The following is a 15719-nucleotide window of genomic DNA, read 5'->3' as shown; positions in this document are numbered from 1 at the left end:
TCAAGTCCTTTCAGTTGAGACTATTTAATTAGACCCTTAAATAATCCATATACAAAATCATTTGCGTTAAATTCTCTTAAATCTTCTACCTTTTCACCTAAACCAACGTACTTAACTGGAACGTGAAGTTCATTTCTAATTGCTAAAACAATTCCACCCTTGGCAGTACCGTCTAGCTTAGTTAATACGATACCAGAAACATTAGTAGTTTCCTTGAATAGCTTAGCTTGGTTTAAGGCGTTTTGACCTGTAGTTGAATCTAGAACTAATAAAACTTCATGAGGAGCGTCTGGAATTTCTCTAGTTAAGACCTTCTTCATCTTAGCAAGTTCGTTCATCAAGTTAACCTTGTTTTGAAGTCTACCAGCAGTATCTACAAATAAAATATCATAGTTTTCATCCTTAGCCTTATGAACTGCTTCATAAACAACTGCAGATGGGTCACTTTGTTCAGGCTTCTTGACGATGTCAACACCATCACGTTTTGCCCATTCGTCTAATTGTTGAATAGCACCGGCTCTAAATGTATCTGCGGCAGCTAATAATACTTTCTTGCCTTGTTGCTTGTACATATTAGCCATCTTACCGATGGTAGTAGTCTTACCAACACCATTAACCCCAACAAATAAAATAACAGTTGGTCCTTGGTCAGCAAAATGAATTTCGGTGTTTTCATCATTACCATTTTGATCGTAGATATCAATCATCTTTTGAATGATAACGTTTTGCACATCGTCTTTACTCTTGGCATTTTGCAACTTAACTTCATCCCTTAATTGGTCTGTTAAGTTAACGGCCATATCAAAACCAACGTCTGATTCAATTAGAGTATCTTCTAGGTCTTCGAAGAATTCCTCATCAACACTTCTGAAGTTAGCAAACAAACGGTTTAGTCGTTCACCAAAGGTACTTCTTGATTTTTCTAGTCCTTCAGTAAACTTAGTTTGATCATCCTCAACTGGCTTTTCAGCAGCGGATTGTTCATCATCAGTTTGTTCTTCAACTTTTTCTTCGTCAGCTTTGTCATTAACGTCTGATTCTTTTACATCTTCTTGGTCAGATGGTTGTTGTTCTTCTTCACTAGTTACAGTTTCTTGTTCACTATCTTGTTCTACCTTATCATCTGTTTTTTGTTCATCATCAACAGCAGCATCAGTTTCATCGTTTTTTACTTCTTCAACTTTACTATTGTTGTTTTCTTCTTCGTTATTACGCTTTTTAAAAATATCAAATAATCCCATAGCTTATTCCTCCGCGGCATTAAATTTGTTTAGGTTAGCTGTAACCACTTTAGAAACTCCGGAATTTTGCATGGTAACTCCATACAGTGTATCGGCATAAACCATTGTTTCTTTTCTATGCGTGATAACGATGAATTGAGTTCCATCGTCTAGTTTGGTCATGTATCGAGCATATCTATCGACGTTTTCTGCATCCAATGCGGATTCAGCTTCATCCAAGATACTAAACGGTACCGGCTTAACTTTTAACACGGCGAAAAGTAATGCAATGGCTGTTAATGCTTTTTCTCCCCCTGATAATAGCGACATATGACGGTACTTCTTACCAGGTGGTTGTGCCATAATTTCAATTCCAGTAGTTAACAAATCATTTGGATCTGTAAGTAATAACTTCGCTTTTCCACCACCAAAAATTTCGTTATAAACTTTTGAGAATTGAGTAGCGATTGCATCGAAAGTATCCTTGAATTTCTTTTCAACAGTAACATCAATCTTGTTCATAGTATCAGTTAGTTGTTGACTAGAATTCTTCAAATCATCTGATTGTTGTACTAGGAATTCATATCGTTTCGATACTTCCTTGTACTCATCAATTGCGGATACATTGACAACTCCTAGATGGTCGATTGAACGACGTAAGTCGTCGATATGAGCCTTAATATTATCGATGGTATCGTCAACGACGATGTCATCAATTTCATTTAGGTTAACCTCATACTTACCAATTAGTTGTTGCTTTAGACTAGCAAGTTGCTTTTCCAATTGATCAAACTTATTAGTTTGTTTATTTAGATAATTTTGTTGGTTAACAGAGTCCATTGTTTGCTTATCAATTTGGTCTTCGACTTTCTTGATTTCAGCTTGGTGTTTATCAATGGATTCTTTGCATTCTTGTAGATTACTTTGGATTGATTGGATTTGTTGGTTAACTAACTTAATTTCGTCATCTTGGTTTACTGAAATCATATTATTACTAATTGCTTCGTTTAACTCATCAATGTTGTCTTTTTCGTCATCAATGTCAGCATCTAATCGATCAAAGTCTTCAATTAGGTTTGCCTTTTGATCACGGAAATTGGATAGTTTTTCCTTCAATACAATCAACTTTTCACGAGTTGACTGTACCTTTGAAGAGTTATTATCCTTCATTGATTCCAAAGTTTCAATCTTTTCTTGAATATCTTTTGATTTAGTTTGATTATTGACCAAATCAATATTCAATTGTTCTTTTAGTTTCTTGTTTTGACGTTGTTTTTCATCAATATCATCGTCAAACAATCCACCATTAGACATTCTGATTGCCTTTAGTTCACGTTGCTTTCTAACTAGGGATTCCTTAGCAAAGGTCAATTTGTTATTGATTGAGTCAAGTTGACCATCGTATTGACGCTTATTGTCATAGAAAGAGTCTGATTTAGCATTTAACTCTTTTAGTTGATCCTGTAATTCAACCAACTTAGCCTCAGTTTGTTTGGCAACCTCTTGGCTTTCCTTAAATTGCTTTTCTAACTCTTCTAACTTATTCTTTTGGGTCAAAACACCATCATATTGACGTTTGTTAGAACCACCGGTGATTGAACCACCAGCATTAACAATTTCACCACTTAGAGTCACAATTCGGTTAGAATGTCTAATTTTGTTACTAATATCGGTAGCAGTATGTAAATCTTTAACGATTAAAACATTCCCTAACAAATGACTAGTAACTGATTTAAGTTTGTCATTAATTTGAATCAATTCATTGGCTACGCCAATAAATCCATCACTATTTTGACAAGTACTTAAAACATTATTGTTAACGCTGCGTTGTGAAATTTCATTAACGGGTAGGAAGGTTGCTCTTCCTAAACGATTATCATTTAAGAACTTAACCGCTTGTCTAGCAGAAGCATTGTTAGTGACCACAATTTGTTGTAATTGATTACCTAAGGCAGTTTCAATTGCTGTGGTATATTCGGCAGGTACTTTGATAAAGTCCGATACTGAACCCAATACGCCATTAAGGTTGTCTTTATTGTTTAATACACTTTGGGCACCACGATAGAAGTTACTGTGGTCGTTTTGCAAATTATTCAAACTATTGTATTTAATTTTTAAATTTTGCGTATCTTCTAATTGCTTGTACCAAACGGCTTGTTGATCATCTACTTGTTTCTTTAGACCGTTCACCTGAGCTTGATAGTCGTTAAAATCGCTTTGCACCTTTTGAACTTCTTCGTTCTTCTTGTTGTAGGCTTGATTTAACTCTTCAACTGATTGTTCCAATTGATTGATTTCATCGTTTACTCCAGAAATCTTTTGACGATTGGAATCATTTTGAACATCAGCTTGTTTTTGGGTCTTTTCTAGATAAGTAGATTCATTGTTAACATTAGCAATCTTTTGCATAATTGCTAGATATTCACCACGAACATCCTCATACTCTGCTTTTTTATCAGCAATCATTTTGTCAATCTTATCTTCATCGATTTCTTCAAGATATTGTTTATGCTTATCAATTTCTTGATTTAAATTGTCGATTTCAGAGTTGATTTCCTTTTCTTTTGCTTGTAAATCAGTAACTTGTGAATTTAGCTTTTCTAGGTTGGCCTTATGTTCCTTCAAACTAGTCTTTTTAAATTCAACTTCTTGCTTAGAAAGATTTTGTTGACCGGATAACTGTTCAATCTTCTTAGAGTAGTTCAAAAGATTGTCTTGTTGTTCTTCCTTCTGGGTTAGAAGCTCTTCAAGTTGTTCGTTCAATGACTTCTTTTGACCGGTAAGCTCATTTAAGTGTTTGTTAATATCCTCGGCATTTTGCTTTTCTTCAGCAATAATCGCCTTGGTATTATTCCAATCAGCCCCAACTTGATTTAGTTCAAGCGCAATTCTTGAAACATCGTATTTTTTCAATTCCTTTTTCAAATCTAAATACTTAATTGCTGTTTCACTTTGCTCTTTTAATTGATCATTTCGATCTTTAAGCTCGAAAATAATATCTTCAACTCTATCAAGATTTTCATGGGTTTGTTGAAGTTTTAAGTTGGCATCGTGTTTTTGTTGTTTGTACTTGTAAACACCGGCTGCTGTTTCAATAATAGAACGACGATCTTCAGGCTTACTGTTAAAGATATCTTCAACACTACCTTGAGAAATGATTGAAAATGAACCAATTCCCATCCCTGTGTCCATAAATAAGTTATTAATATCCTTCAATCGACATTCAGAATTATTAATTAAGTATTGGCTTTCACCGCTACGATACAAACGTCTTGTAATGATAATTTCTGAATATGAACTATTAATGTATTGGTCGGTGTTGTCCAAGGTTAACTTAACTTCGGCACGATTGACCGGTTTATGAGTACTGGAACCAGAAAAAATAACGTCGGACATTTTTGAACCACGTAAAGTCTTAGAGGATTGTTCCCCAAGTACCCATCTGATAGCTTCGATAACATTACTTTTACCGCTACCATTAGGACCAACAATCGCAGTTAAACCATCTGTAAAGTTAATGGTTGTTTTGTTTGCAAAGGATTTAAATCCAGCAATCTCTAATGATTTTAACTTCAAAGTGATTTCCCCATCCTGTTTTTATTCTGTAAGGTTTTTAATTGCCTTCTTAGCAGCACCTTGTTCTGCATTTTTCTTGGAGTGACCTAAGCCAACACCTTTTTCAACGCCATCGATGGTAACGGATACCTTAAAGCGACGATCGTTTTCCGGACCGTTTTCGTCCAATAAGTGATACTCAATATCAACTGGTCCATTTGATTGTGCTAATTCTTGTAATTCAGTTTTGTGATCAAAGAATTCGTCAAACCATCCCTCATCTAATTTAGGGAAAATTACTTGATGACAAAACTTAACTACAGGTTCCATTCCTTGGTCAAGGTATACCGCACCAATGAATGATTCAAAAATATCACATAGTAGTGAATCTCTAGTTCTAGCTTGAGCTTTTTCTTCACCCTTACCTAAACGAATGTATTTATCAAATTCACATTCTCTAGCGAAACTACTAAAGCTGTGTTCATTTACCATTGCGGCTCTTAGTCTAGTCAAACGGCCTTGTGGTAAATTTGGATAACGCTTATAAATGTATTCTGATACTACTAGTTCGTATACAGCATCACCCAAAAATTCAATTCGTTCATAAAATTTCAAATTCTTACCTGGATGTTCATTAACGTATGAAGCTTGAGTAAAGGCTTCATCTAATAATGATTCATCCTTGAACTTAATGTTAAATCGTTTTTCTAATAAATCATCAAATTCTTTTTCCAAGTCTTTCCCTCCAGTGAATAATACAACAAAAGACGATTACTATTGAGTAATCGCCTTTTTAATTATTTGTTATCAGCGTTAGACATAACGTAGTCTACAGCTTCATCAATAGTCTTAATGTTTTCTGCATCTTCATCTGAGATATCAGTACCAAAAGTACTTTCTAGAGATAATACAAACTCAACAAAATCAATTGAATCAGCGTCTAAATCGTTTTGAAAGTTTAAATCACCTTTAATGGTATCTCTATCAATACTGAATTGATCAGCAACCATATCAGCAATTTTGTTAAATACTTCTTCTTTAGTCATAATCTATCTCCTTAAAATCGTAATTGATAATTCTAATTATAACAGATTTTTAGTTATTTTTGGCGTTTTGTTTGATTTGTTGCATATCATCAGCATGCTTATCAAAATATTCAACAACGTCATCAATAGTCTTGTTATCAATCATTGTCTTAATTTGGAAAATAGTGTTCTTGATTGTAACAGCTTCACTACTACCGTGAGCCTTAACAACAGGAGCCTTAGTACCCATTAATACGGCACCACCATATTGTGAGTAATCCATTTCCTTAGCAATCTTCTTGAATGTTGGCTTAAGCATTAAAGCACCAACTTTTGACTTAACGCCACCAGACATGATTTCACCCTTGATTAGAGTAAGTAATGAAAGTGCAGTTCCTTCGATTGCCTTCAATGCAGCGTTACCAGTAAAACCATCAGTAACAACAACATCGGCAGCACCATTTAATAATTCACGTGATTCAACGTTACCAATGAAGTTTAGGTTTTCATCCTTAGATAGCATTTCGTTAGCTGCCTTATGTAATGAATCACCTTTATCTGCTTCAGTACCGTTGTTTAATAGACCGATACGTGGGTTTTCAATATGTCTAACAGTTTCAGCATAGTACTTACCCATGAATGCATATTGGTATAGGTTGAATAGTTTTGATTCAGCGTTAGCACCAACATCTAGCATAACGAAGTTATCATGATCCTCATCATTTACGATTGGTAAAGTAGTGGCAAGACCTGGACGATCAATTCCCTTAATTCTACCAATAATGAATAGACCAGCAGCTAGAATAGCACCAGTGTTACCAGCTGAGAAGAATGCATCTGCTTCCTTATCTTTAACAGCTTGAGCAGCCATGTCTAGACTTGAGTTTTTCTTCTTCATAACGGCCTTAACAGGTTCTTCACCCATTTCAATAACTTCGTCAGATTGAACTAGTTCAATTCTTTCTTCGTTTTGAATTAATGGTTTAACTTTATCGATTTGACCGAATAACTTGAATTCAATATCAGGATATTGGTCTCTTGCCATTTCTACCCCTTTAACAACTTCTAATGGGGCGTTGTCTCCACCCATGGCATCAATTGAGATTTTCATTTATAAAACTCCTTTAATCAAACATTTTCTTATTATTTTTTTGGTGAACGTAACTATATAATTTACTATACATTGGATTGTTTTTCCAATCATTTGTACTTACAATCTGAATTGCCTCTTGCTGAGCAACGCTTAGCATCGTTAAATCTGCAACCGGATCTCCTACCTTAAAATCAGGAAGACCAGATTGTGCTTTACCCATGATATCACCAGGTCCTCTTAGTTCTAGGTCCTTTTGCGATATAACGAAACCATCGTTACTTTCGACCATGACATTCATTCGTTTAACACCTGTCTCAGTTTTGGGATCAGATACTAATAAACAGTATGACTGACTACTTCCTCTTCCAACTCGACCTCGTAATTGATGTAACTGAGCCAATCCAAAATGATCAGCATTAAATACTATCATCATAGTGGCATTACTAACGTCCACACCTACTTCAATAACTGTCGTAGAGACCAAAATTTGAAACTCATTGTTTTTAAATTCTGTCATCACCAAATTTTTATCTTCATCTTTCATTCTACCATGAAGTAGACCAACTTTGAATTCTGGTTCAAACATATTCTTAAAATTCTCATAGATGTTGATGGCATTCTTCATGTCGACAGCTTCTGATTCTTCAACCAGTGGTGTTACCACGTAAATTTGTTCTCCGGCATTCAATCTTTCTTTGATAAACCCAACAGAATTCTTGAATTGCCCTTCCTTAATCCATGCGGTTTTTACCGGTTGGCGACCATTAGGTAGTTCATCAATAATTGAAACATCCATTTCCCCGTATGATGTAATGGCTAAGGTCCTAGGAATTGGGGTTGCCGTCATTGCTAAAACATTAGTTCCATCGTTTTTCTGTCTTAACTTGGCACGTTGATTTACACCAAAACGATGTTGTTCATCGATAATGGCTAAACCTAAATTCTTGTATTCAACGCTATCTTGAATCAAAGCATGGGTTCCAATAACCAAGTTAATTTCACCAGACTTAATTCTTGGTAAAAGTTCTTTTCTAGCGGCTGGTTTAGTATCACCAGTTAGCAACGCTACATTCACTTTTGTATCTTTAAAGAGTGTTGCTAGTTTATTAGCATGTTGTTCAGCCAATATTTCAGTCGGTGCCATTAACGCCGCTTGATATCCGCCATCAATACATGCCAGGATTGCTAAAGCAGCTACAATTGTTTTACCAGAACCTACATCCCCTTGAAGCAAACGATTCATCTGACGAGTCGATGATAAATCATTTTGGATTTCATTTACCACACGCTGTTGTGCATTTGTTAATGAAAATGGAAGTTGGTTGATAAAGGCATCCATATCATCTTGATTAAACTTAATGGCTAAACCAGCATCCTTTTGTTCTTCGCTCTTTAATGCTTGCAAACGCATTTGAAATAAGAAGAACTCATTAAATTTCGCAGTTCTTCTGGCTAGGTACGCATCCTTAGTGTCATTGGGAAAATGCATATCCTGAATGACTTGTCTTTGTGATTCCAACTTATATTTTTCAATAATATCTTCTGGAATGACATCATCAATTACATCCTTGTATTCATTAAACGCCAACTTCACCAAGTCACTGATTGTTTTTTGACGAATATGCTTGTTAGCGGGATAAATTGGATTCATTTCATTACCATCAACCGAAGATAAAATCTTGATTCCTGATAATGATGCCTTAGATTTATCAAAACGACCATATATAAGAACTTCCTTTCCAACCGGAAGCTGTTTCTTTAACCATGGCTGATTAAAAAATGTCACTTTTACGACGTCGTTATCAACCAATAGTCTTATGTTTAATAGATTTCTTTTCCGACCGAAGTGTGCAACCACTGGATCAGCTGCAATCTTACCCTTAATCGTAACCTTTTCTTGGTCTTCAATTTGCGATAAGTCTTTGACTTGAAAATCATCGTATCTAAATGGGTAATATGTCAATAAATCATATATAGTATCAATACCCAATTCATCCAAAGCTTCGACCTTTTTAGGACCAACACCCTTTAAAACGGACACACTATCGTTTAAATCCTTCAACATATCACCTCATTTTACTTATGTAATAAAAAAATCGGAGAAACCTCCGACATTTTATTCAACAGAAATTAAGTATGGGTAGACTGGTTGTCCTCCCGGATGAACTTCAACTTCTAAGTCATCATCAATTGATTCAACCTGTTCAGCTAATTCATCAGCTTGATCTTGTGTCATGCCTTCACCATAAATAATGGTTACGACTTCACTATCTTCATCAAGCATTTCCTTAATCATATCGATAGTAGTTTCATTTAAGTCGTCTTTAACAACCTTAATCTTACCATCGATAATTCCCATGTAATCGTCTTTCTTGATTTTCACACCATCAATTTCGGTGTCTCTAACAGCGTTAGTAACATCTCCACTAACTACTGTGTCTAACATATCTTCCATTTCAGATACGTTATCATCTAGACTAGCATCAGGATTGAAAGAAAGCATTGTTGTTAAACCTTGTTGAATTGTCTTAGCATGAACAATTTCAACAGGAATTTCGGCAACATCAGCAGCTTGTTGAGCAGCCATGAAGATATTACCGTTGTTTGGAAGAATAATTGCTTTCTTAGCATTACTATTGTTAATAGCATCTAGAATGTCTTGAGTACTTGGGTTCATGGTTTGACCACCCTTGATAACATCAGTAACACCTAGACTGGTAAATAGTTCACCAATTCCGTCACCAGAAGCAACTGCAATAATTGCTGTTTCTTTTGGTTCAGACTTGGTTTCTTTCTTAGTTTCATCGTCTTTTTCAATAATTGTTTCTTGTTGTAGACGCATATTATCAATCTTAACGTTGGCTAAGTCACCGAACTTTTGTCCCCATGAAATAACTTCACCAGGTTGTTCAGTATGAACGTGGACCTTAACAATTTCATCATCATTAACAACTAATAATGAATCACCTAAACCGGCTAAATAATCATAGAACTTATCGTAGTCAAAGTCGTATTCAACTTCCTTACCGCGACCAATTCTAACCATGATTTGGGTACAGTATCCAAACTTAATGTCGTCTGGGTTTAACTTACCTTGTGCACTTTCATGACTTTGTTCATGACTTGCATCAATCATTTGATCCATTTCACCAGTATTTGGTTGATGACTCGCTTCAATTTCTCGTCCATTTAAAACATCACTAAATGCTTTAACAACGAAAACTAAACCTTGTCCACCTGAATCAACAACACCAACTTGTTTCAATACTGGTAACAAATCAGGTGTTGATTGAAGAGCTTGTTCAGCAGCATCAGCTAAAATATCAAATAATTCAGCTAGGTCGTTTGTGGTTGCACTTTGACCTGCTTCAGAAATCCCTCTAATAACTGTTAGAATTGTTCCTTCAGTTGGTTTCATAACTGAACCATACGCTGTTTTTTCACTGCTTTTAAAAGCCTCTACAATGTCTTGAGCAGAAAGGTTATCCTTTTCAGCAACAGACTTTGAGAAACCTCTAAAGATTTGTGACAAGATAACTCCAGAGTTACCTCTTGCTCCCATCAATAGTCCTTTAGCTAATGATTGAGATAATTCTCCAACAGATTCGCTAGTATCACGACTAACGTAATCAGCCCCACTTTGGAAAGACATACTCATATTAGTACCAGTATCACCATCTGGAACTGGGAAAACATTAAGTGAGTTTATAAATTCTGCATTATTATTAAGGGTAGTAGCAGCGGCTTGCACCATTTGATCAAATTTTGATCTATCTATATTTGAAATAGACACAAAAATGAACCTCCTTTTAGTCTAGAACTCTTACACCTTGAACAACGACATTAACAGAACTTGCACTAATGCCAAGCATAGATTCCAAATTGTACTTAACCTTGCTTTGAACATTTTTACATACTTCTGAAATTTTAGTACCGTAGCTAACGATGATATTTACTTCAATAGCAACATCATTATCTTGTTGTGTTACCACAACTCCACGGGAATAGTTATCTTTTTTCAAAATATCGTTTACATTGTCTCGAATTTGATTTTTACTTGCCATACCAACAACTCCGTAGTTATCGGTAGCAGCTCCACCAACTACGGTGGCAATTACATTGTTATCAATATCAATTAATCCATAATCAGTTCTCATTTTTACGGCCATCACAATAGCCTCCTTAAAAGATAGATTTCTTAATATATTCGTAATATAATATTACCACATGTTTAAAAAAAGCTAAAGTATTGATATAATGAATAGCGAAGGCTGTCAAGTATATTCACTTGAAAGAAAAGCATTGCAAAACAGGCTTCAATATGCTAAATTATTAGAGTGAGATGTAATAAAAGCAACGCTTTTGACTAGAAATCAATTAAAGGAGGAATTTACCAATGGCTAAAGATTTTATTAATGGTAAAAGAACTCATTATGGTAACAAACGTTCCCATGCTTTGAATTCTTCACGTCGTAGCTGGAAGCCAAATCTACAAAAGGTTCGTATCCTTGTAGATGGAAAGCCTAAGAAAGTTTGGGTTAGTGCCCGTACTCTAAAATCAGGTAAAGTTACTCGTGCCTAACAATATTTAAGTCTGACTCTTAATGTCAGACTTTTTTTATACCCTAAATAACAAAAAAGAGAACTGATACAATCAGTTCTCTTTTTTCTATGCATCTTTACTTTGGATCACACATAATACCCCATCATCAAAATCGAAGTGACATTTATCACCATCGAATTGATTACTAGAATAAGCAAACGGTCTTTCAACATAGTAGTTATCGAGTTTATATACCGCATCATGAATTGATAAGTGCATCGCATTCATTGGAATAAACGCTAAGTAATGCATCATATCAATCTTTGTAATTTCATGTTGTCCCGGAGTAAAGTATTGAATTACATTTTGTTTATCAATAATTCTAATTTTTCCAACGATATCCCTAAATTTAGGTTCAGTCGCCAATAAGTAGTTAGAAATAAAGTGATCAATTCTACCACCAGTGGCACCAAAGATATTTATGACATCCGCCTTTAATTCATCGGATGCAATCTTTAATGCTAGTTGGGTATCAGTATAGTCTTTATCAGGATTATAGGTTCGAATGTCAGAAACGTTGTTTGAAATAATTTCAAATTCAGATTGATCCATTGAATCAAAATCACCAATTGAAATTAATGGTTTAATTCCCATTTGAACTAACCACACATTCCCTCGATCGACTCCAATCCAATCGCCATCGATTTTGCCTTGTCTTAAACTATCAGGCCATAAATCAGTTGGCCCACCGACTAATAAATTGATCGTTTTCATAATTATTTAGTAGCGTCCTTAATTGCTTGAATTCTTTCAGCAGGATTTTTAGCACCGAATACGTATGAACCAGCAACTGCAACAGTTGCACCAGCTTTGGCAGCAGCTTGAACAGTTTCGTTGTTAACTCCACCATCAATTTCGATGTCAAAGTCGTATCCTTCTGCCTTCTTGATGTCGTCTAATTGCTTGATCTTCTTAACAGTTTCGTCTAAGAACTTTTGACCACCAAAGCCAGGGTTAACAGTCATTACTAGAACTTGGTCAACCATGTATAGTACTGGTTTGATAGCTTCTACAGGGGTACCTGGGTTGATTACTACTTCAGCCTTAACGCCCTTGTTCTTAATCATTTGTAAAGCACGGTGGATATGTGGAGTTGCTTCAACATGAACACCAATGATGTCGGCACCCTTGTCTGCAAATTCATCAACGAATCTTTCAGGGTTAACTACCATCAAATGAACATCTAATACTAAGTTAGAAATCTTTCTGATTTGTGGAACCCAGTTTGGACCGTATGAAATTGCAGGAACAAATGAACCGTCCATTACATCAATATGTAATAGTTCTGCGTCCTTTTCAACTTTTTCAATATCTCTTTGTAGGTTTAAGTAATCTGCACTTAAGATTGATGGTGCTACTTTGATCATTATTAATTCCTCATTTCTTTTTATTGTAAATTGGTTTTTTATTCTTTAATAAATCATATAACTGAACATAATCATGATAGCGTTCATGTGATAGTTCATCTTCATCTAACATTGCCTTGATTGCACAACCAGGTTCATTGATGTGAACACATCCCCTGAATTTACATCTATCAGCATTTGCTCTGAATTCAGGGAAGTAATCCCTTAGTTCTTCAGGTCTGATATCAAAAGCTTCGTAAGATGAAAAACCAGGTGTATCAGCTACTAATCCATTATTAATTTGGATAAAGCTGACTTTTCTAGTTGTATGTTTACCACGGTTTAATGCCATGGAAATTTCACCAGTTGCTAAGTTTAAATCTGGAGAGATTTGATTCAACAATGTTGATTTACCTGCCCCAGTTTGACCCATAAAGACAGTTTCTTTATTTTCAAACAATGATTTAATTTCATTAACTGATTCAGCTTTATCATCACTATTGCTAGGAAGGATAACCTTATATCCAGCTTGTTCATAAACCTTCTTAACACCTTTAAAGTACTCAAACTGTTTATCATCTAATAAATCAGTCTTAGTAAAGTAAATGATTGGTGTAATTTTGTTAATTTCAACAGCAACTAATTGACGGTCTAACAAGTTATATGAAAAATCTGGCTGAACAGCGGAAGTAACAACTACGGCTTGATCAATGTTCGCAATTGGAGGTCTCACCAATGAATTTTTACGATCAAAAATCTTTAGTAAGTATCCTTCTTTTTGTGAACTGGATTCAAACTCGACGTCATCACCAACTAAAGGAGTTATTTTTCTTTTTCTAAAGTTACCTCTAGCTCTTGTTCGGTATATCTTTCCGTCACTAATAATATCATAGAATCCACTTAGGGATTGGAAAATTTTTCCTTCAGCCAATGTATCACCTCGTTAATTTATTTACTACTTTTATTATACCTTGCATTACTTCATTATCAAATCACCATTTCGATAAATTCGATATTGCGGTTTTTGATTTTTCTTCAAACTGTAAGGAATGCTAATGGTTGTATCTTTATTTATATAGATGGTTCGATAGAATTTTTCATTGCCGCCATCTTTATTGGAATAAATCGTAATCTTATTTAAACCACTATTATCAACCTTTTTATAAGGTAATTTTACAGAGACGTTAACGCTTCTTCTCAAATTTTTGTTATCAGAATTTCCCTTAGATACCCAAAGTTCCACTTCGTCACCGTAGCTCAACAACAAACCAGTTGATGGACTTTGTTGGTATACTTTTCCAGCAGGTTGGCTTTTAGAATTTTCGTAGAATACTTTAACGTTTAAATGATTTTCCTTCGCATAGTTTCTTGCCTGTTCTTCAGTCTTACCAATTAAATTAAGCATCTTAAAATTCCTAGTGTTAACAGCAACTACCAAGTTAATTGTTGTGTTATGTGGTTCAACCAAGGTTCCCGGACGAATACTTTGACTGAGGATGGTATCCGACTTAAATGAAGTGTCATAACTGTATGACTTCTTAACTGTGAATCCCATTGTTGTCAATGAATGCTCAGCCGAATCAACTGAATCACCAAGGTAATTATCCATCTTGACCTTCTTATAACCACCGGAAACTTTCAAAACAATTCCAGAATGATTAATCATTTTAGTTCCCTTAGCTGGATTAGTACCAATTACCTTATTAACTGCAACATCAGTGTTATAAGTGTATTTAATCTTGCTGACAATTAAATGGGATTTCTTTAAAACTTTCGTAGCTTTACTAATCGACATGTTGGAAACATTTGGTACCGTTACTCGTGTGAAGAAAGTAAAGTTAAAGAATAAAAATATTCCCGAAATAAAGGCAAATAGTATCACAATTAACGTGAGTAATTTAAAGATTCGGTATTTATCCTTATATTCATGATCTTCTTCTACATGATTATCATGGTATTTGTTTAGATCCTTTAGGTCCAAAACCTTTGTTTCTCCATCATCGATTTCAGTTTTAGGAATCATGAAATGTAATTTAGCTTCATCCATTCTTTCTTTACTCATTGAAGTAAGAAGGTCTTCCTTCATGTCCAACACAGAACTGTATCGATCGGTCAACTTTTTAGCAGTTGCCTTGATCACAACATTTTCTAGTGCTTGAGTAACTAAACTATTTTGTTCAATTATAGAAGGTAAGTTTTCCTTGGTATGCTTCATTGCAATATTTACTGGGGAATCGCCATCAAAAGGAACCTTACCTGTAAGTAATTCGTATAAGATAATTCCCAATGAATAAACATCTGATTGGGTAGTAACCTTCTTGCCCAATGCTTGTTCGGGTGAAATATAGTGAATTGAACCAACAACCGCATTGGTTTGAGTTAATGCATTTTGACTTTCAATCAATGCAATCCCAAAGTCTGTGACTTTAACGACACCCTTCTTATCAATTAACACGTTTTGAGGTTTTAAATCACGATGAATAATTCCGTGACTATGAGCTTCATAAACCGCATCAATTAGTTGTGCCATAATCGCAATAACTTTATCAATACTGATTGGATAGTGCTTTTGAATGTAATTCTTTAAGTCCTGTCCATCAACGTATTCGGTTACTAAATATTGTAAGTCTCCTGATTGATTCAAGTCGTAAACTTGGGCAATGTGTTTGCTCTTTAGCTTATTAATAGCTAGCTTTTCATATTTAAAATGACGTTTAGCCTTTTGACTACCTTGAAAATCAATTCGAATAATCTTAATTGTGACAAGACGATTTTCTTTCATATCATATGAAAGATAAACATTAACCATCCCACCTTCACCAATCTTATCGATGATTTTGTAGCGGTCATTTAAAACGTATCCTTTTTCCATAAACG

At 34.9% G+C, this 15719-nt stretch carries 13 protein-coding genes; 1 reads left to right on the top strand and 12 read right to left on the bottom strand.

Annotation, left to right across the window (positions count from 1 at the left end):
- Positions 1–20: 20 nt before the first annotated feature.
- The 8 genes from ftsY to JUD45_RS04870 all read right to left on the bottom strand — a co-directional run bounded on the left by ftsY (position 21) and on the right by JUD45_RS04870 (position 11062).
- Positions 21–1241, bottom strand: a complete 1221-nt coding sequence (ftsY, locus tag JUD45_RS04905) for a signal recognition particle-docking protein FtsY (protein WP_203619785.1) — start codon at positions 1239–1241, stop codon at positions 21–23.
- Between the two features lie 3 nt (positions 1242–1244).
- Entirely contained in the window at positions 1245–4796 is a 3552-nt protein-coding gene (gene smc, locus JUD45_RS04900; protein ID WP_203619784.1) for a chromosome segregation protein SMC, read from the bottom strand.
- Between the two features lie 21 nt (positions 4797–4817).
- Entirely contained in the window at positions 4818–5510 is a 693-nt protein-coding gene (rnc, locus tag JUD45_RS04895; protein ID WP_034531086.1) for a ribonuclease III, read from the bottom strand.
- Positions 5511–5572: 62 nt separating this feature from the next.
- Entirely contained in the window at positions 5573–5821 is a 249-nt protein-coding gene (acpP, locus tag JUD45_RS04890) for an acyl carrier protein (RefSeq protein ID WP_034531085.1), read from the bottom strand.
- 49 nt (positions 5822–5870) lie between these two features.
- A complete protein-coding gene (plsX, locus tag JUD45_RS04885) occupies positions 5871–6911 on the bottom strand; it encodes a phosphate acyltransferase PlsX (protein ID WP_187155385.1) in 1041 nt (346 codons plus the stop codon).
- 13 nt (positions 6912–6924) lie between these two features.
- Positions 6925–8958 (bottom strand): ATP-dependent DNA helicase RecG, encoded by a 2034-nt coding sequence (gene recG / locus JUD45_RS04880; protein WP_203619783.1) that lies wholly within the window; start codon positions 8956–8958, stop codon positions 6925–6927.
- Between the two features lie 51 nt (positions 8959–9009).
- Positions 9010–10686, bottom strand: coding sequence for a DAK2 domain-containing protein (locus tag JUD45_RS04875; protein ID WP_373301485.1), 1677 nt, complete (start codon positions 10684–10686; stop codon positions 9010–9012).
- Between the two features lie 16 nt (positions 10687–10702).
- Entirely contained in the window at positions 10703–11062 is a 360-nt protein-coding gene (locus JUD45_RS04870) for an Asp23/Gls24 family envelope stress response protein (RefSeq protein ID WP_034531081.1), read from the bottom strand.
- Positions 11063–11289: 227 nt separating this feature from the next.
- On the opposite strand from JUD45_RS04870, the gene rpmB reads away from it, so the two are divergent.
- Positions 11290–11475 (top strand): 50S ribosomal protein L28, encoded by a 186-nt coding sequence (rpmB, locus tag JUD45_RS04865; RefSeq protein ID WP_034531080.1) that lies wholly within the window; start codon positions 11290–11292, stop codon positions 11473–11475.
- Positions 11476–11562: 87 nt separating this feature from the next.
- Here the strand turns inward: rpmB and JUD45_RS04860 are convergent, their stop codons facing one another.
- From JUD45_RS04860 to pknB, 4 genes are read right to left on the bottom strand one after another with little or no spacing between them, the layout of a single operon-like run.
- On the bottom strand, positions 11563–12210 hold the full coding sequence (locus JUD45_RS04860; protein WP_187155383.1) for a thiamine diphosphokinase: 648 nt from the start codon (positions 12208–12210) through the stop codon (positions 11563–11565).
- Between the two features lie 2 nt (positions 12211–12212).
- Positions 12213–12863 carry a ribulose-phosphate 3-epimerase gene (gene rpe / locus JUD45_RS04855; protein ID WP_138726883.1) on the bottom strand — a complete coding sequence of 217 codons (651 nt, stop codon included), beginning with the start codon at positions 12861–12863 and terminating at the stop codon, positions 12213–12215.
- Positions 12864–12873: 10 nt separating this feature from the next.
- Complete coding sequence (rsgA, locus tag JUD45_RS04850) at positions 12874–13773, bottom strand: ribosome small subunit-dependent GTPase A (RefSeq protein ID WP_138726884.1); 900 nt, start codon at positions 13771–13773, stop codon at positions 12874–12876.
- A 45-nt stretch (positions 13774–13818) separates the two neighbouring features.
- A complete protein-coding gene (pknB, locus tag JUD45_RS04845; protein ID WP_203619782.1) occupies positions 13819–15714 on the bottom strand; it encodes a Stk1 family PASTA domain-containing Ser/Thr kinase in 1896 nt (631 codons plus the stop codon).
- Positions 15715–15719 lie beyond the last annotated feature (5 nt).

Origin of the sequence: Apilactobacillus nanyangensis (assembly GCF_016861915.1) — a bacterium.
Lineage (GTDB): Bacteria > Bacillota > Bacilli > Lactobacillales > Lactobacillaceae > Apilactobacillus > Apilactobacillus nanyangensis.
Note: the sequence above shows the minus strand (reverse complement) of the source record. Positions and strands in the feature narration are given on the sequence as shown.